The following is a 17,219-nucleotide window of genomic DNA, read 5'->3' on the forward strand; positions in this document are numbered from 1 at the left end:
GCCGTCGGCATCACGCTCGATGCGAAACGACAGGAGTGAATGAAAAACAGTTAGTCTTCCGCGTCGCGCGCACGCGTTGCGTTAGCCTCGTCGATCAGCTTTGACATTTCGATGCCGCGCGCCGTCGACGTGTCGTGCACGAAATGCAGCTCCGGCAAGGTATGGATCGTCAGGCGACGGCCAAGCTGATTGCGCAGGAAACCGGATGCCGCGGACAGGCCGGCGATCGTATTGCGAATTGCTTCCTTGTCGTCGACCAGCGTCGTGAAGAAAATTTTCGCATGCGCATAGTCCGGCGTCACCTGCACTTCGGTGAGTGTGACCATGCCGACGCGAGGATCCTTCAACTCGAAGGCAATCAGTTCGGCCAGGTCGCGCTGAATCTGATCGGCGACGCGCAAGCCGCGTCCGGGAATGGATTTGCTGTGTCTGGCCATGATATGCCCCAGAAGCAAAGCGGCGCATCAATGCGCCGCCCTTGTGAAAAATAATCGCTGATCGGCAAGCGAAACGAATCGCTTGCCGATCAGAATGCTTACAGCGTCCGTGCCACTTCCTGCACTTCGAACACTTCCAGCTGATCGCCTTCCTTGATGTCGTTGAAGTTCTTCAACGTCAGACCGCATTCGAAGCCGGACTTCACTTCTTTCACGTCATCCTTGAAGCGCTTCAGCGAATCGAGCTCGCCGGTCCAGACCACGACGTTGTCGCGTAGCAGGCGGACCGATGCGCCACGACGCACCAGACCTTCCAGCACGTAGCAACCTGCGATCGCACCGACCTTGCTGACCAGGATAACCTGGCGAATCTCGACCAGGCCCAATGCCTGTTCGCGTTTCTCCGGTGCCAGCATGCCGGACATCGCCGCCTTGATCTCGTCTACTGCATCGTAAATGATGTTGTAGTAACGGATGTCGACGCCGTTGGCTTCCGCCAGCTTGCGTGCCGAAGCGTCGGCGCGCGCATTGAAGCCGATGATGACGGCTTTCGATGCAACTGCCAGATTGACGTCCGACTCGCTGATGCCACCGACCGCAGCATGCACAACCTGCACGCGCACTTCGCTGGTCGACAGTTTCTGCAGCGAACCGACCAGTGCTTCCTGCGAACCCTGCACATCGGTCTTGATGATCATCGGCAGGTTCTTGACTTCGCCTTCACCCATGTTTTCGAACATGTTTTCCAGCTTGGCCGCCTGTTGTTTTGCAAGCTTCACGTCACGGAATTTACCCTGACGGAACAGGCCGATCTCACGCGCCTTGCGTTCGTCTGCCATGACCATGACTTCTTCACCAGCATTCGGCACTTCGGTCAAACCTTGAATCTCGACTGGAATCGATGGACCGGCTTCTGCAATATTCTTGCCGTTCTCATCCAGCATTGCACGCACGCGACCGTAGGCAGAACCTGCCAACACGACGTCGCCGCGTTTCAACGTACCGGATTGAACCAGGATCGTGGCAACCGGGCCACGCCCCTTGTCGAGCTTGGCCTCGACAACAAGACCGCGGGCAGGCGCTTCGACCGGCGCTTTCAATTCCAGCACCTCTGCCTGCAACAACACCTGTTCGAGCAAGGCATCGATACCTTCACCGGTTTTCGCCGATACCGGCACGAATGGCGATTCACCGCCGTATTCTTCCGGCACAACTTGCTCTGCAATCAACTCCTGCTTGACGCGGTCCATGTTGGCGCCAGGTTTGTCGATCTTGTTGATTGCAACGACGAGTGGCACACCGGCAGCTTTCGCATGCGCGATCGCTTCCTTCGTCTGCGGCATCACGCCATCGTCAGCAGCGACCACCAGAATCACGATATCGGTTGCCTTCGCGCCACGTGCACGCATCGCGGTAAACGCTTCGTGGCCCGGCGTATCGAGGAAGGTGATCATGCCGCGCGGCGTTTCGACGTGATAGGCGCCGATATGCTGCGTAATGCCGCCCGCTTCGCCGGACGCCACCTTGGCACGACGGATATAGTCGAGCAACGAGGTCTTGCCGTGGTCGACGTGGCCCATCACGGTCACCACCGGCGCACGCGGCAGTTGTTCGGCATCGGTATGCTCTTCGCCGCCGGCAACGAGCAGCGCTTCCGGATCATCCAGCTTGGCCGCATGTGCGGTGTGGCCCATTTCTTCCACCACGATCATCGCGGTTTCCTGATCCAGCACCTGGTTGATTGTGACCATCTGTCCGAGCTTCATCAATTGCTTGATTACTTCGGAAGCCTTGACGGCCATCTGGTGTGCAAGCTCGGCCACCGTAATAGTTTCCGGCACGTAGATGTCGCGTACGATCGCTTCGGTCGGCACTTGGAAGTTGCTTTCACGGTCGTCCGAATGCGAGTGACGACGTCCTTTCGGACCCGCACGCCAGCCGTCACGACCACCACCGGCCGGACCACCACGTGTCTTCAGGCCACCGCTGCGCTTCTTTGCATCGTCTTGCCAGGTCGACGACACATTGGCCGACTTGATCGATTTCTTGTCGCCCGGTTTCTTGTCGTCCTTCTTCTCACCCGGCTTCTTGTCAGCCGGTTTGTGCAACGTTCCTTCCGCCGATTTGGCGGCAGGCGCTGCCGGCTCCGGCGCCTTGATCGCGCGGCGCGGCGCATTCATCATGGCCTTGATCTGGGCAACTTCGTCGGCAACCGCTTTGCGCGCGGCTTCAGCTGCCGCTGCGCGTTCGCTCGCTTCGCGCGCAGCATCCTTGGCGGCCTTCTTGCTGGCCTCTTCCTCTTCCAGACGTTTCTTTTCTTCCTGCGCGGTTTCGTCCGCCTTCACCTTGGCCGACTGCTCGGCTGCCTTCTCTGCCTCTTCGGCTACTTTCAAGGCTTTGGCCTGCTCTTCCTTCTCGGCTTCCAGCTTGGCAAGCCGATCCTGCTTCTCGCGCAGATCGGCTTCCTGGCGCGCGATCAGTTCAGCCTGACGGCGCGCCTCTTCGGCGCGGCGTTCCTGTTCGGCCTCATCGATGACCGGAGCCGCTGCCGGCTTGGCCGTTTCCTCGGCGATATCGTCGCGTTTGACGAAAGTGCGCTTCTTGCGCACCTCGACCTGGATCGTGCGCGATTTACCGGTGGCATCCGCCTGCTTGATCTCGGTCGTTTCCTTGCGGGTCAGCGTGATCTTTCTTTTCTCGCCTTCAGGCGCAGCGCCATGCGCGCGACGCAGATGATCAAGGAGCTTGTCCTTGTCCGCCTTGGACAATTCATCGGACGCCGAGCTCTTCTCCACGCCAGCATCGCGCAATTGCGTCAACAGCACGTCTGCAGGCATTTTGAGCTCGGTGGCAAATTGGGCTACGTTGTTACTCGCCATTCAGTCCTCTTTTCTATGTGACACGTTGGATGAAAATCGCCGCGGATTACTTCGCTTCCACGAGGCTCCACGCCTTGGCCTGCAGGGCCTTCGCATGCTCATCGTATTTGGCATCGATGAGCTTCATTTCATCGTCGGTCACATCTTCAAATTCATTTTCAATCAATTGCCGCGCGCGGTCGCCGGACAGCGCGAGGATCGCACCGAATTCGTCATACGCCAGTCCCGCAAAGGCATCCAGCGATTTGATACCGGCCAGGCCCAACTTGCCAGCGATCGTGCGATCCATTCCTTCCAGATTGGCCAGCGCATCGTCCATGCCTTCCATGCCTTCTTCCGACGCGATCGCTTCGGTCAACAGTGCATCGCGCGCACGGCTGCGCAGTTCGTTGACGGTATCTTCGTCGAACGCTTCGATCTCCATCATTTCGCTGATCGGCACATAGGCGATTTCTTCCAGCGTGGCGAAGCCTTCTTCCACCAGAATGTCGGCCACTTCCTGATCGACGTCGAGTTTTGCCATGAACAGCGTGCGGATCGCCGCCGTTTCGGCTTGCGATTTGTCCGCGGATTCCTCAGCCGTCATGATATTGATCTGCCAGCCGGTCAGTTCGGATGCCAAACGTACGTTCTGGCCGCCGCGACCGATTGCGATCGCGAGATTTTCCTCGTCGACGACGACGTCCATCGCATGCTTTTCCTCGTCCACAACGATGGACGACACATTGGCCGGCGCCAGTGCACCGATGACAAACTGCGCCGGATCGTCGGACCACAGCACGATATCGACACGCTCGCCGCCCAGTTCGCCGGTGACAGCCTGCACACGCGAACCGCGCATGCCGACGCAGGTACCGATCGGATCGATGCGCTTGTCGCTGGTGAAGACGGCGATCTTGGCGCGGACGCCTGCATCACGCGCCGCCGATTTGATTTCCAAGAGACCCTGTTCGATTTCCGGCACTTCCAGTTCGAACAGCTTCATGATGAATTCCGGTGCCGTACGCGACAGAATCACTTGCGGGCCGCGTGCGTTGCGATCGATGCGCAGGATGTAGGCGCGGACACGATCACCGATACGCAGATTTTCCTTCGGAATCATCTGGTCGCGCGGCAGACGTGCTTCGATGCGACCGGATTCGACGATGGCATCGCCACGCTCCATGCGCTTGATCGTTCCCGTCACCAGCGAATCGCCGCGTTCCAGGAAGTCGGCCAGGATCTGCTCGCGCTCCGCATCGCGGATGCGCTGCAGCACGACCTGTTTGGTATCTTGTGCAAAACGGCGACCGAATTCGACCGATTCGATCGGCTCTTCGATGTATTCGTCGACTTCGATATCCGCGATCTGTTCCTTGGCTTCGAAGTGGAGGATCTCCTGATCGGGCAATTGCAGGCCAGCTTCGTCGGGCACCACATGCCAGCGGCGGAAGGATTCGAATTCGCCGGTTTCACGGTCGATGGAAACGCGAATATCGACGTCGCCTTCATAACGCTTCTTGGTCGCCTGTGCGAGCGCATGCTCGAGCGCCCCGAAGACGATGTCCTTATCGACGTTTTTTTCGCGCGCCAGTGCATCGACCAGCAACAAAATTTCGCGACTCATGCTTTGCGGCTCCTAAAATCCACTTTTGGCACCAAATGCGCCTTGTCTACATCGGCAAGCGTAAATTCCAGCTTCGCCGGCCCGTCTTTTCCTTCAAACTCCAGTGCCAATGTCTCGCCAACCGGCTCCAGCAATATGCCCTGAAAGGACTTGCGATTTGCTGCAGCCGCCATCGGCATGCGCAGCTTCACCAACACTTCGGCGCCGACAAACCGTACATAGTGCGACATTTTTTTCAAAGGGCGATCAAGTCCCGGCGAGGACACTTCCAGCCGCTCGTAAGCGGCGTTTTCGACGGTCAACACATGCAGCAACTGATGCGTGACTTTCTCGCAGTCTTCCACCGTGATGTTTCCGTTGTCGGCGTTTTCAGGTGCAAAATCGATGTACACGCGCAGCAAGCCGCGCGCGGCCTGTTCGAAATTGACCAGTTCGTACCCCATTCCTTCCAGGGTTTTTTCAATCAGTGCCGACAACTGCAAGGAAGCTCTCCGAAAACAACGATCACGGCTTCGCACAGAAAACCTGATCGCAATACAGTACACAAACTGTTTAACAAAAAAAAAATGGGCATCTGCCCATCTTTTTTATCGTTCTGACAACCGGATCGCCACCAAGAATATATGCGTCCCGGGTGGCCGATCTTTATCAACTGTCAAATTATAGTCGATTACCGCAGTCACCGCAATGTCGAGAGACTGGCGAAGCAGGTAGAAACAACGAAAAAGCCTAGAAAAACATTCACTTAGGCCGCTTCGGCTAGCAAAACAAGGAAATCAGACCTTCGAACGCCGGCGCATTCCGCCGCCCATGCCATTTCCTCGTGCCGGGCCGCCCCCGCCTGACCGTCCTTGACCACCGCCGTTCCGGCGGGGCTGTCCCATGCCCGGGAAACCAAGTGCCGTCTGCAACGGATCCGGCTGGCGGCTACGAGATTGTTGCGGGCGCCCCGTCTTGCCGGAATTCTGTCCTTGCGAACGCCCCTGCCCCTGGCCCATGTTCTGCCACTGGCTTGGGCTTTGCGGCTGACCGAGTCCGTTATCGAAACGGGGTGCACGGTTGCCGTTCTGGCGCCCACCGGATGCAGCATTACGTTTCTTGCCGCTATCGCCTGCCTGCTTTTCCAGTCCGCTCATTGTCATCAGCGCACGCACGCCATGCTCGTCCATTTCTTCCCAGCGGCCGCGCTTCAAACTGCTCGGCAACGTCATCGAGCCGTAACGCGTACGGATCAGCCGCGACACGGTCAGGCCGATCGCCTCGAACATGCGGCGCACTTCGCGATTGCGACCTTCGCCGATCGTCACGCGATACCATTTATTGACGCCTTCGCCACCGCCGTCCGCGATACGCGAAAATTGTGCAAGGCCGTCTTCCAGCTCGACACCCGCCAGCAGTTTCTGCCGCATGCCTTCTTCCAATTCGCCCAGCGTACGCACCGCGTATTCGCGATCGATACCGTAACGCGGATGCATCAGTCGATTCGCCAGATCACCGGAAGTCGTGAACAGCAACAATCCCTCGGTATTGAAATCCAGACGTCCTACGGCCAGCCATTTTCCGGTCTTCATTGTCGGCAGCCGATCGAATACCGACGGACGGCCTTCCGGATCATTGGTGCTGACGATCTCGCCGGCCGGCTTGTGATAAACCAGCACGCGCGGCGGGCGCTTGCTGATCTTGCGCTGAATCAGCTTGCCGTTGATGCGCACCTGATCGGTCGGCAAAATGCGCTGACCGATATGCGCAGGCTCGCCATTGACCGATACGCGACCGGCAATGATCAACTCTTCCATGTCGCGACGCGATCCCAATCCGGCCTCAGCCAGCACCTTGTGCAATTTCGGTGCATCGTCTTCTGCCGTCAAATCGCGGCGGACATTTTTCTGCTCATGACGACGCTTGCTGCCATGTTCGTCGCCACCGGCCATCGCATCGAAGGCCTCGGATGTCACGAAGGAAAATACATCGTCGGCATCGCTCTTTTTCGCATGCCTGCCGCTACCGGCGTTCTGATTCTGACGTCCTTGCTTGGCGGATTTACTCTGTTCCTGACGACCTGCACGCTTCTGTGGCGCCTCGCCTTGCGCATCGCTACGCGCACCATCACCACCTTCAACGGGCGGCGCGGCATCGATACTCTGGTCTTTCTCTGCGTTGTTCTTACGTGACGCATGACGCGCACGACGCAAACTGCGCGGACCGCGCAAGCCACGTTTTGCCGGCTTTGCGCCGGCTTCGTCTGTCGTCATGGTTTGTGCGTTTTCGCCTCGGCCCTGACCTTCCGACGAAAAGGTGTCATCGGAAGGCGCATCGGACGGATTATTTTTCGTTGGGCGATTCATCATTCGGTTCTTCGTTGTATTGACCTTGTACGTCAATGATCGTGTCGGCCACCACGCTGGCGGTCTCTTCGGCATCGGCAGGCAGTGCCTCTTCGATTACCGCATTGTCTTGTTGGTGTTGTTCCTGGTCCAGACCGTCGCCAGTCATGGAAAGTTCTTCGGCGACGCCAATCGCGACAGCAACCTCATCGGCTGCCGCCATATCAGCGGACCGTTCTGCAGATTCGTCACTGTCTTGTTCTTCGCCTGCCTCTGCCAAATCCATGACTTCCTGTCCCAACTGGGCGGCAGCGAAACCCGCTTCAAGTCCCTGGATTTCCAGAAGCGCATCGCCCTGCATCTCGCCTTTTTCGACTTGCTGCAACGGCGGCAATTGATCCAGCGACGTCAGTCCCAGATCGTCCAGGAACTGCTTGGTCGTGGCAAACAATGACGGGCGTCCAGGCACATCGCGATGACCGATGCTTTCGATCCAGCCACGATCCTCGAGCATCTTGATGGTCTGCGAATTGACGGTGACGCCGCGGATTTCCTCGATGTCACCACGGGTGACCGGTTGGCGATAAGCGATGATAGCCAGCGTTTCCAGCGTGGCGCGCGAATACTTTGGCGGTTTCTCCGGATTCAGACGCTCCAGATAGATCTTCATTTCCGGGCGGCTCTGAAAACGCCAGCCGGTAGACAGATTGACTACTTCGATACCCTTGCCTGCCCAATCGTTGTGCAATTCATCCAGCATCTGGCGGATATCCTCGGCGCCGATCACGCCTTCGGCGCCTTCCCCGCCTTCGACCTCGACATAAAGCTTCTTCATGTCGTTGATGGATAATGGCTCGTGCGCGCAAAGCAGCGCTGTCTCGAGGACTTTCTTGGCCTCAGCGATGTTCATTTACGATATGGACGGCTATAGGTTGTAATTGCAGAGCTTATATTCAACGACAATCATCATCGATGATGCCCGGTATGGATACCCGTTGATACTGCTTATTCCGACGCCCGTTTAGAGGAGATTGAGATGGGCGGGATTCAAGACTTCGAAGACTTTGGTTGCGGGGGCAGGATTTGAACCTACGACCTTCGGGTTATGAGCCCGACGAGCTGCCAGACTGCTCCACCCCGCGTCTGAAGATTAGAACTATACATGGTATCGACTGACAACGCAAACATCATTGCATTTTCTTTCTGCAGAAGTTCTTCGCTGCGATGCTAAACTTCCTGCAGATACAACGAACTTCTATGCCGGCATTACTTCTTCAATAAGCTTCTTCGACATTTGCATCCCATGAATTTTTGTTCCGAATGCGCGCACCCGGTTTCGCTGACGATTCCCGATGGCGACAATCGCCCGCGTTATGTATGCGGCAATTGCGGTGCCATTCATTATCAGAATCCGAAAATGGTGCTCGGCTCCATTCCCGTCTGGGACGAAGATGGCGACATGCGCATTCTGCTGTGCAAACGCGCGATCGAACCGCGCTACGGTTACTGGACGCTTCCCGCCGGCTTCATGGAAAACAATGAGACGACGACCGAAGCCGCCATGCGCGAAACCATCGAAGAAGCCGGCGCCAACATCCAGTTGCACGAGCTGTTCTCGTTGCTCAACGTACCGCATGTACATCAGGTACACATGTTCTACCGTGCAACCTTGCTTGATTTGAACTATGCAGCCGGACCGGAAAGCCTGGAAGTGAAATTGTTCGCGCCGAAAGATATTCCGTGGAACGAGATCGCCTTCCAGACAGTCGGCAATACACTGAAATTTTTCCTGGAAGACCATGCCGCACGACAGAAAGGCGGCTACCGATTCCATACAATGGACATTCTGAAACCGATGCCGCGTGCCGAATCGACCGCTGCAAGCTGAAAACCCATATCGCACAGCTTACGAAAAACGGCAGCCCATGCGCTGCCGTTTTCCTTTTCTTCATCTCTTCCTTTACATCACCAATATCACCAATACGTTTCCCGTTCAGGCGTTGCACTGATCTTGTGGATCGACAGATCCGCGCCATCGAACTCCTGCTCCGGATCCAGGCGAATACCCATTGTCGCCTTCAGCACGCCATAAATCACTGTGCCACCAATCAATGCAATCGCAATGCCCAGGGCCGTGCCGATCAATTGCGACATGAAAGAGACGCCGCCCAAACCGCCCAACGCCTTCGTTCCAAAAATTCCGGCTGCGAGGCCGCCCCATGTACCGCACAATCCATGCAGAGGCCACACGCCCAACACGTCGTCGATTTTCCATTTGTTCTGCGTCAACGCGAACATACGGACAAAGATAAAGCCGCCGATCGCGCCAGTCACCAGCGCGCCCAGCGGATGCATCAAATTTGAGCCGGCACACACCGCCACCAGACCGGCCAGCGGCCCGTTGTGCACGTAGCCCGGATCGTTCTTGCCCGCCAGAAAAGCCGCCAGTGTGCCGCCGACCATGGCCATCAGCGAATTGACAGCGACCAAGCCGTTCATCTGCTCCATCGTCTGTGCACTCATCACGTTGAAGCCGAACCAGCCGACCGTCAGAATCCATGCACCCAGTGCCAGAAAGGGAATACTTGATGGTGGATGCGCGGCGATGGCGCCCTCCTTCGTGTAGCGCCCGCGGCGCGCGCCGAGGAACAGCACAGCCGGCAACGCGATCCAGCCGCCGACCGCATGCACGACTACCGAACCGGCGAAATCATGGAAGTCTTCCGAGAACGTCGCATGTAACCACGCCTGAATGCCGAAATGCTGGTTCCATGCAATGCCTTCGAAAAACGGATAGACGAATCCGACGATCAGCGCCGTCGCCAGCAATTGCGGATGAAAGCGTGAACGTTCGGCGATCCCGCCAGAAATGATCGCCGGGATCGCCGCAGCAAAAGTCAGCAGGAAAAAGAACTTCACCAACTCAAACCCGTTGCGTTGCGACAGCACCTCCGCATTGCTGAAAAAGCTGGTGCCGTAGGCAATCGCGTAACCGACGAAGAAATAGGCGATGGTCGACACGGCAAAATCGACTAATATTTTGACCAGTGCGTTGACCTGGTTTTTCTTGCGTACCGTGCCCAGTTCCAGAAAAGCAAACCCGGCATGCATCGCCAACACCATGATGGCGCCGAGCATGATGAACAGGGCATCGGTGCCGTTTTTAAGTGCATCCATGCGGAAAATCTCCCAATTAATGTGCATCGCAAACAAAATGACGCACCATAAAAGCAAAAATCGTTCCTTTTTGGTGACGTTTACAAGCACATGATTAATAAGGATTATTTTTCCGCCCTTCTCAAATTTTCAGCGGACGCACCACAGCCGGGCAAAATAGCGTACCAACTTGGGGAGTACGCATGATTCCCTGGCTGGAAGCAGAAGACTCTTTTCCGGACGTTTCCACCGCCCTGACCGAAGCAGACGGCGCGGCGGGCCTCCTGGCCGCCGGTGCCGACCTGTCACCGCAACGCCTGTTGATGGCCTATCGCGCCGGTATCTTCCCGTGGTTTTCGGAAGGCCAACCAATCCTGTGGTGGAGCACGGACCCGCGCATGGTGTTGTTCGTCAACGAGTTCAGGATTTCCGACAGCCTGCGCAAGGTTTTGCGCAAGGTGGAGCAAAGCATGACGAATGCAGGACCATGGCAGGTGCGCTTCGATCATGCGTTCGAAGATGTAATGCGCAATTGCGCAGAACCTCGGCGCAGTGAAGCGGGAACCTGGATATCTGACGAGATCATCGCTGGCTACAGCGCCTTGCATCGTAGCGGCCACGCCCATTCGGCAGAAGTCTGGCTCGACGGCAAACTGGTCGGCGGTGCTTACGGTGTCAGTATTGGACGGATGTTTTACGGCGAATCGATGTTCGCACGCGTCAGCGACGCCTCCAAGATTGCGCTGGCTTACCTGGTTCGCTTCCTGCAAAGTCGCGGCGTTTCAATGATAGACTGCCAGCAGCAAACTGCGCATCTGGCTTCACTCGGCGCGCGGCCGATTCCGCGCGCCGAATTCGTTTCGTTGCTGCGACATCTGGTCGATGCGCCGCAGATAGAAGACTGGAAACCAATTGCGCCGCTGCCGGTCAACTGGACATACTCCTCGCGCAAGCAATCATGACGCATCCCAAGGAATTACCGTTCTCGACGCTGCAGTTTTACGCGACCGCACCTTATCCATGCAGTTATCTGGATGGCAGACAGGCGCGCTCGCAGGTTGCCACGCCCTCGCATCTGATCAATGCGGATGTCTATGCCGAACTGGTGAGAAACGGTTTCCGGCGCAGCGGCATCTTCACCTACCGCCCCTACTGCGACGGCTGCCAGGCATGCACGCCCGTTCGCATCCGCGTCGATGACTTCACGCCAAACCGCAGCCAGCGGCGCGCATGGATCAAGCATGGCGATTTGCAAGCTTCCGTTACCAAGCTGCTTTATCTGCCCGAACATTACGACTTGTATCTGCGTTATCAGACGGCACGCCATGCCGGCGGCGGCATGGATCAGGACAGCCGCGAGCAGTATGCGCAGTTTCTTTTGCAGAGCAAGGTCAATACACGCCTTGTCGAATTTCGCGATATAGAAGACGACACCTTGCGCATGATCAGCATCATCGACGTGCTCGGCGACGGTCTGTCGTCCGTCTACACGTTTTACGATCCCGATTCTGCTGGCGCCTCGTACGGCACCTACAATGTCCTGTGGCAGATCGAACAGGCCCGTCTGCTGAACATGCCTTACATCTACCTCGGTTACTGGATCGCGGAAAGCCCCAAGATGTCGTACAAGATCAACTTCCAGCCTCTGGAGGCGCTGCGACATGGAGAATGGCGACCGTTGCTGCCTGACTAAGCCTGGGCCGTCCGCGCTAAAATGCATGCTTTGCGGCTGCCGCCCGGCAGCTGATCCGCTCATTGCTAGACAGCGCATATATCGTGTCCGAAAAATTTCTCTACTCTCTTGCTCGCCCCTTCCTGTTTTCCATCGATCCGGAAGCTGCACACAACCTGACCTTGCCTGCCCTGCGCCGCGCCGCATCATGGGGGCTGACATCATCATTCACGCGCCCGACCGACGATCCACGCACCATGATGGGCATCACCTTCCCGAATCCGGTCGGCCTGGCCGCGGGACTCGACAAGGATGGCGCCTACATCGACGGACTGGCGACGCTGGGCTTCGGCTTCATCGAAGTCGGTACCGTGACCCCACGCCCACAGCCGGGCAATCCGATGCCACGCATGTTTCGTCTGCCGGCGGCAAAAGCGGTCATCAATCGCATGGGCTTCAACAATGGCGGTGTCGATGCCTTCGTCGCCAACGTTCAGGCTTCGCGCTTCTATCAGAACAAGGAAGGCGTGCTCGGTTTAAACATCGGCAAGAATGCCGATACGCCCATCGAACGCGCAGTCGACGATTACCTGATCTGCCTGCAGAAGGTCTATCCGTATGCAAGCTATGTGACCGTCAACATTTCGTCGCCGAACACGAAAAACCTGCGGCAACTGCAAGGCGCATCCGAACTCGACGGTCTGCTCTCCCGCCTGAAGGATGCACAACAGCGCCTGGCCGATCAGCACAAACGTTACGTGCCGATCGCGCTGAAGATTGCACCGGATATCGATCAGGAACAGATTCAGACGATCGCGCAAGCGCTGCTGCATCACAAGATGGATGCCGTCATCGCGACCAATACCACCATCAGCCGTGAAGCCGTGCAGGGATTGAAACATGCCGAAGAAACCGGCGGTCTCTCAGGCGCGCCGGTCTTCGAATCCTCGAATGCCGTGATTCGCGCGCTGAAACAGGAAGTGGGTGATGCATTGCCGATCATCGGCGTCGGCGGCATTCTGTCCGGTGCCGATGCCAAGGCGAAAATCGAAGCCGGTGCTTCATTGGTCCAGCTTTATACGGGATTGATCTATCAGGGACCTGCACTGGTGCGCGAATGTGCGGCGGCCTTGCACGGCATGTAACCGTTTTCGAATCGCTGCCTTCGACGGCAACAATAAAAAAGCCCAAACATCTGTTTGGGCTTTTTTGCATGCAAGCAGTTTGCTCGTCCGACTTATTCCACTTCCACCGTTTCCGGTGCCGCGGTCGGCGGTGCCGTATCGCTCTCGCTGAAATCCAGCTTGATCTGCTCCTTGTCGTCGAGATCGACCGTCACCTTGCCGCCGGAAACCAGACGGCCGAACAACAGTTCGTCGGCCAGCGCCTTGCGGATCATGTCCTGGATCAGGCGTGACATCGGCCGCGCGCCCATCAGCGGATCGAAACCCTTGCGCGCCAGGAACTTGCGCAGGTTCTCGCTGAAGATCGCCTCGACCTTCTTCTCATGCAACTGCTCTTCCAGTTGCATCAGGAACTTGTCGACCACACGCAGGATGATTTCCTCGTCCAGCGCACGGAAGCTGATGATCGCATCCAGACGATTGCGGAACTCCGGCGTAAACATCCGCTTGATGTCGGCCATCTCGTCGCCGGCTTCCTTCTTCTCGGTAAAGCCGATCGAACGCTTTTGCAGGCTTTCCGCACCGGCATTGGTCGTCATGACTATGATCACGTTACGGAAATCCGCCTTGCGACCGTTGTTGTCAGTCAGCGTGCCGTGATCCATCACCTGCAGCAGGATATTGAAGATATCCGGATGCGCCTTTTCGATCTCGTCGAGCAGCAGCACTGCATGCGGCTTCTTCGTGATCGCTTCGGTCAGCAGGCCGCCCTGGTCAAAACCAACATATCCCGGCGGCGCACCGATCAAGCGGCTTACCGCATGACGTTCCATGTATTCCGACATGTCGAAGCGGATCAACTCGATACCCATGATGAAGGCTAGTTGCTTGGCAGCCTCGGTCTTGCCGACACCCGTCGGCCCGGAAAACAGGAAAGCACCGATCGGCTTGTCCGCCTTGCCCAGACCCGCACGCGCGACCTTGATCGCCGACGCCAGTGCTTCCAGCGCCGGATCCTGGCCAAACACGACATTCTTCAAGTCGCGCTCGATCGTCTGCAGCTTCGAGCGGTCGTCCTGATTGACGGTCTGTGGCGGAATACGCGCAATCTTCGAGATGATTTCCTCAATCTCGGATTTGCCGATCGTCTTCTTCTGCTTGGACTTCGGCAGGATGCGCTGCGCCGCACCGGCTTCGTCGATCACGTCGATCGCCTTGTCAGGCAGATGCCGATCATTGATATAGCGCGCAGCCAGTTCCGCCGCAGACGTCAGCGCAGACGACGAATACTTGACGCCGTGATGCTCCTCGAAGCGCGACTTCAGACCGCGCAGGATCTGCACGGTCTGCTCGACGCTCGGCTCGTTGACATCGATCTTCTGGAAACGGCGCGACAGCGCATGGTCTTTCTCGAACACGCCGCGGAATTCCGTGAACGTGGTCGCGCCTATGCATTTCAGCTGGCCGTTCGACAGCGCCGGCTTTAGCAGATTGGAAGCATCCAGCGTGCCGCCCGACGCCGAACCGGCGCCGATGATCGTATGGATCTCGTCGATGAACAGGATGCCGTTCGGGTTGTCCTTCAACTGTTTCAGCACAGCCTTCAGGCGCTGCTCGAAATCACCCCGATACTTGGTGCCGGCCAGCAAGGCGCCCATATCGAGCGAATAGACGACCGCATTCTGCAGCACTTCGGGCACATCGCCCTGCGTGATGCGCCACGCGAGCCCCTCGGCGATTGCCGTCTTGCCGACACCAGCCTCACCAACCAACAACGGATTGTTCTTGCGACGGCGGCACAGTATCTGGATCACACGCTCGACTTCACCTTCGCGGCCGATCAGCGGATCGATCTTGCCTTCGGCAGCCATCTTGTTCAGGTTCTGGGTGAACTGATCGAGGGCACTTTCCTTCTGCTGGCCTTCGACCGGTGTCGCATCTTCAGCGCCTTCCGACGCCTTCTGGGAATCAGGTTGCTGATCCTTGCGTACGCCGTGGGAAATGAAATTGACGACGTCCAGCCGCGTCACGCCCTGCTGATGCAGGTAATAGACGGCGTGCGAATCCTTCTCGCCGAAGATGGCAACCAACACGTTCGCGCCGGTCACTTCCTTCTTGCCGTTGGATGCAGACTGCACATGCATGATCGCGCGCTGGATCACGCGCTGGAAACCCAGCGTCGGCTGAGTATCGACTTCGGCCGTGCCCGGCACGGTCGGCGTATTGTCGTTGATGAAGTTCGTCAGCGTCTTGCGCAAATCGTCGATATTGACGGCGCAGGCGCGCAGGACTTCCGCAGCCGACGGATTGTCGAGCAATGCCAGCAGCAGATGCTCAACAGTAATAAATTCATGGCGCGCCTGTCTTGCTTCGACAAACGCCATATGCAAACTGACTTCCAATTCCTGCGCAATCATACTTCCTCCATCACGCACTGCAGGGGGTGCCCCGCTTTTCGGGCGTGGCTCAAAACCAACTCAACCTTTGTAGACGCAATATCCCTCGGATAAACGCCACAAATCCCTTTTCCATCGCGGTGAACCATGAGCATGATTTGCGTCGCATTCTCACGATCTTTATTAAAGTATTCCTGAAGAATCATCACGACGAATTCCATCGGCGTGTAATCATCGTTCAACAATAACACCTGGTACATCGACGGCGGCTTGAGTTTCTGCTCCTGCCGCTGAAGAACCGTTCCTTCGTCATGCTTGATTGTCATAGGCTTATTCTAATACGTTCGCCCAGACGCACAATGCCCGGAAGAGCGAAGAAATAAATCGTCAGTTCAAATCTTACGCGTTTTCTTCTGTCGATGCAGATGACGCCCTGCTAGCCAAAATCAAGGGGCACAACAGATGTTTTGGTATCCATTTCGAGGACGAAACAGACTTGTAAAATCGCCATCAAAACTTCTTGACTTTTACATTTTTTACGTAAAGAATGAATCTATTGACATCCTTGACAACATCTGAGGTGTCAATAAAAAAAGAAGTGAGCAAGTTCTAAGGAGGGGCAACGGTTAGGCGAGGCTTCTTACTTTTGCGGCTCGTGTGATTAAGTCTATATCAAGAAAGACGCTTTTATGGCAACAGGTACAGTCAAGTGGTTCAACGATTCTAAAGGCTTCGGCTTTATCACGCCGGACGACGGCGGCGAAGATCTGTTTGCACATTTTTCTGCAATCCAGATGAACGGCTTCAAGACGCTCAAAGAAGGTCAGAAAGTCCAGTTCGAAGTCACGCAAGGCCCTAAAGGCAAGCAAGCTTCCAACATTCAAGCTCCTTGATTTGTTGTGGCTTACAAAAACCCCGCCAAGGCGGGGTTTTTTTATGGCAACAGGAATGGCGACTTGTTTGCATTCCGCATACCATCCTCACCATGCCTCTGATTCTGTTCAACAAGCCCTTCCACACGATGAGCCAATTCTCGCCGCACCCGACGCGCGACACCCTGGCCAATTACCTGAATATCCCTGACATTTACCCTGCCGGCCGGCTTGATGCCGACAGCGAAGGATTGTTGCTGCTGACGGACAACGGCCAATTGCAGCACCAGATCAGCCATCCCGATCACAAACAGACGAAAACCTATCTGGCCCAGGTAGAAGGCATACCGGATGCTGATTCACTCGCCCGGCTGCGCGCACCGCTGGATCTCGGCGACTTCATCACGCAAGGCTGTGATGCCCGGCGAATCGAAGAACCCGGCTGGCTATGGCCGCGCAATCCGCCGATTCGCGCGCGCGCCGAAATTCCTGTCAGCTGGCTGGTGATCACGCTGTCCGAAGGCAAGAATCGACAGGTACGGCGCATGACCGGCGCGATCGGCTTTCCTACATTACGGCTGGTTCGCATTGCCATCGGCCCCGTTTCACTCCAGACACATCCGTTATGGCCGGGCGAATGGCGGGAAATTTCAACAGCAGAACTCGGACTCGATTTTCCTTCCGTTCGAAAATAATAAAGACCGTACCCAGAAACGAAAATGGGACTTTTCCTTTACACTCGCCGATGCCTCT

Annotated in this window: 15 protein-coding genes and 1 tRNA gene; 6 read left to right on the forward strand and 10 right to left on the reverse strand. The window is 56.8% G+C overall.

Annotation, left to right across the window (positions count from 1 at the left end; translation table 11 throughout):
- Positions 1-50: 50 nt before the first annotated feature.
- The 7 genes from rbfA to IEV40_RS03005 all read right to left on the reverse strand — a co-directional run bounded on the left by rbfA (position 51) and on the right by IEV40_RS03005 (position 8,388).
- Positions 51-437 (reverse strand): 30S ribosome-binding factor RbfA, encoded by a 387-nt coding sequence (rbfA, locus tag IEV40_RS02975; protein ID WP_188419459.1) that lies wholly within the window; start codon positions 435-437, stop codon positions 51-53.
- 98 nt (positions 438-535) lie between these two features.
- On the reverse strand, positions 536-3,316 hold the full coding sequence (gene infB / locus IEV40_RS02980; protein WP_188419460.1) for a translation initiation factor IF-2: 2,781 nt from the start codon (positions 3,314-3,316) through the stop codon (positions 536-538).
- Positions 3,317-3,362: 46 nt separating this feature from the next.
- Entirely contained in the window at positions 3,363-4,922 is a 1,560-nt protein-coding gene (gene nusA, locus IEV40_RS02985; RefSeq protein WP_188419461.1) for a transcription termination factor NusA, read from the reverse strand.
- Positions 4,919-5,404: a ribosome maturation factor RimP gene (gene rimP, locus IEV40_RS02990; protein ID WP_188419462.1), complete on the reverse strand. Its 486-nt coding sequence runs from the start codon at positions 5,402-5,404 to the stop codon at positions 4,919-4,921. Before rimP ends, nusA begins: the two co-directional genes overlap by 4 nt.
- 294 nt (positions 5,405-5,698) lie before the next feature.
- Positions 5,699-7,267 carry a 23S rRNA pseudouridine(2605) synthase RluB gene (gene rluB / locus IEV40_RS02995; RefSeq protein WP_188419985.1) on the reverse strand — a complete coding sequence of 523 codons (1,569 nt, stop codon included), beginning with the start codon at positions 7,265-7,267 and terminating at the stop codon, positions 5,699-5,701.
- On the reverse strand, positions 7,245-8,156 hold the full coding sequence (gene scpB / locus IEV40_RS03000) for an SMC-Scp complex subunit ScpB (RefSeq protein WP_188419463.1): 912 nt from the start codon (positions 8,154-8,156) through the stop codon (positions 7,245-7,247). Before scpB ends, rluB begins: the two co-directional genes overlap by 23 nt.
- 155 nt (positions 8,157-8,311) lie before the next feature.
- Positions 8,312-8,388, reverse strand: a tRNA-Met gene (locus tag IEV40_RS03005).
- A 161-nt stretch (positions 8,389-8,549) separates the two neighbouring features.
- On the opposite strand from IEV40_RS03005, the gene IEV40_RS03010 reads away from it, so the two are divergent.
- Positions 8,550-9,134, forward strand: a complete 585-nt coding sequence (locus IEV40_RS03010) for an NUDIX hydrolase (protein WP_188419464.1) — start codon at positions 8,550-8,552, stop codon at positions 9,132-9,134.
- Between the two features lie 86 nt (positions 9,135-9,220).
- Here IEV40_RS03010 and IEV40_RS03015 read toward each other — a convergent pair whose 3' ends face one another.
- On the reverse strand, positions 9,221-10,423 hold the full coding sequence (locus tag IEV40_RS03015) for an ammonium transporter (protein ID WP_188419465.1): 1,203 nt from the start codon (positions 10,421-10,423) through the stop codon (positions 9,221-9,223).
- A gap of 182 nt (positions 10,424-10,605) precedes the next feature.
- On the opposite strand from IEV40_RS03015, the gene aat reads away from it, so the two are divergent.
- From aat to IEV40_RS03030, 3 genes are all read left to right on the forward strand, one after another.
- Positions 10,606-11,364, forward strand: a complete 759-nt coding sequence (aat, locus tag IEV40_RS03020; RefSeq protein WP_188419466.1) for a leucyl/phenylalanyl-tRNA--protein transferase — start codon at positions 10,606-10,608, stop codon at positions 11,362-11,364.
- Entirely contained in the window at positions 11,361-12,095 is a 735-nt protein-coding gene (locus IEV40_RS03025) for an arginyltransferase (protein ID WP_188419467.1), read from the forward strand. The genes aat and IEV40_RS03025 overlap by 4 nt, the downstream gene beginning before the upstream one ends.
- A gap of 83 nt (positions 12,096-12,178) precedes the next feature.
- Positions 12,179-13,219, forward strand: coding sequence for a quinone-dependent dihydroorotate dehydrogenase (locus IEV40_RS03030; RefSeq protein ID WP_188419468.1), 1,041 nt, complete (start codon positions 12,179-12,181; stop codon positions 13,217-13,219).
- Positions 13,220-13,311: 92 nt separating this feature from the next.
- Here IEV40_RS03030 and clpA read toward each other — a convergent pair whose 3' ends face one another.
- Together clpA and clpS are read right to left on the reverse strand one after the other, a co-directional pair.
- A complete protein-coding gene (clpA, locus tag IEV40_RS03035; RefSeq protein WP_188419469.1) occupies positions 13,312-15,615 on the reverse strand; it encodes an ATP-dependent Clp protease ATP-binding subunit ClpA in 2,304 nt (767 codons plus the stop codon).
- Positions 15,612-15,920, reverse strand: coding sequence for an ATP-dependent Clp protease adapter ClpS (gene clpS, locus IEV40_RS03040; protein WP_188419470.1), 309 nt, complete (start codon positions 15,918-15,920; stop codon positions 15,612-15,614). The genes clpA and clpS overlap by 4 nt, the downstream gene beginning before the upstream one ends.
- Positions 15,921-16,283: 363 nt before the next feature.
- Between clpS and cspE the strand changes: the two genes are divergently transcribed.
- Positions 16,284-16,487: a transcription antiterminator/RNA stability regulator CspE gene (gene cspE, locus IEV40_RS03045; protein WP_009665919.1), complete on the forward strand. Its 204-nt coding sequence runs from the start codon at positions 16,284-16,286 to the stop codon at positions 16,485-16,487.
- A 92-nt stretch (positions 16,488-16,579) separates the two neighbouring features.
- Complete coding sequence (locus IEV40_RS03050; RefSeq protein WP_188419471.1) at positions 16,580-17,161, forward strand: pseudouridine synthase; 582 nt, start codon at positions 16,580-16,582, stop codon at positions 17,159-17,161.
- The last annotated feature ends 58 nt before the right edge of the window (positions 17,162-17,219 follow it).

Source organism: Oxalicibacterium solurbis (genome assembly GCF_014635845.1).
Lineage (GTDB): Bacteria > Pseudomonadota > Gammaproteobacteria > Burkholderiales > Burkholderiaceae_D > Oxalicibacterium > Oxalicibacterium solurbis.

Bases quoted from the DNA above. Each gene is read 5' to 3' on its own strand.
- aat (WP_188419466.1), top strand. From the start codon at position 10,606: ATGATTCCCTGGCTGGAAGCAGAAGACTCTTTTCCGGACGTTTCCACC.
- IEV40_RS03025 (WP_188419467.1), top strand. From the start codon at position 11,361: ATGACGCATCCCAAGGAATTACCGTTCTCGACGCTGCAGTTTTACGCG.
- clpS (WP_188419470.1), bottom strand. From the start codon at position 15,920: ATGACAATCAAGCATGACGAAGGAACGGTTCTTCAGCGGCAGGAGCAG.
- IEV40_RS03050 (WP_188419471.1), top strand. From the start codon at position 16,580: ATGCCTCTGATTCTGTTCAACAAGCCCTTCCACACGATGAGCCAATTC.
- infB (WP_188419460.1), bottom strand. From the start codon at position 3,316: ATGGCGAGTAACAACGTAGCCCAATTTGCCACCGAGCTCAAAATGCCT.
- rluB (WP_188419985.1), bottom strand. From the start codon at position 7,267: ATGAATCGCCCAACGAAAAATAATCCGTCCGATGCGCCTTCCGATGAC.
- nusA (WP_188419461.1), bottom strand. From the start codon at position 4,922: ATGAGTCGCGAAATTTTGTTGCTGGTCGATGCACTGGCGCGCGAAAAA.
- IEV40_RS03010 (WP_188419464.1), top strand. From the start codon at position 8,550: ATGAATTTTTGTTCCGAATGCGCGCACCCGGTTTCGCTGACGATTCCC.
- clpA (WP_188419469.1), bottom strand. From the start codon at position 15,615: ATGATTGCGCAGGAATTGGAAGTCAGTTTGCATATGGCGTTTGTCGAA.
- rbfA (WP_188419459.1), bottom strand. From the start codon at position 437: ATGGCCAGACACAGCAAATCCATTCCCGGACGCGGCTTGCGCGTCGCC.
- scpB (WP_188419463.1), bottom strand. From the start codon at position 8,156: ATGAACATCGCTGAGGCCAAGAAAGTCCTCGAGACAGCGCTGCTTTGC.
- cspE (WP_009665919.1), top strand. From the start codon at position 16,284: ATGGCAACAGGTACAGTCAAGTGGTTCAACGATTCTAAAGGCTTCGGC.
- IEV40_RS03015 (WP_188419465.1), bottom strand. From the start codon at position 10,423: ATGGATGCACTTAAAAACGGCACCGATGCCCTGTTCATCATGCTCGGC.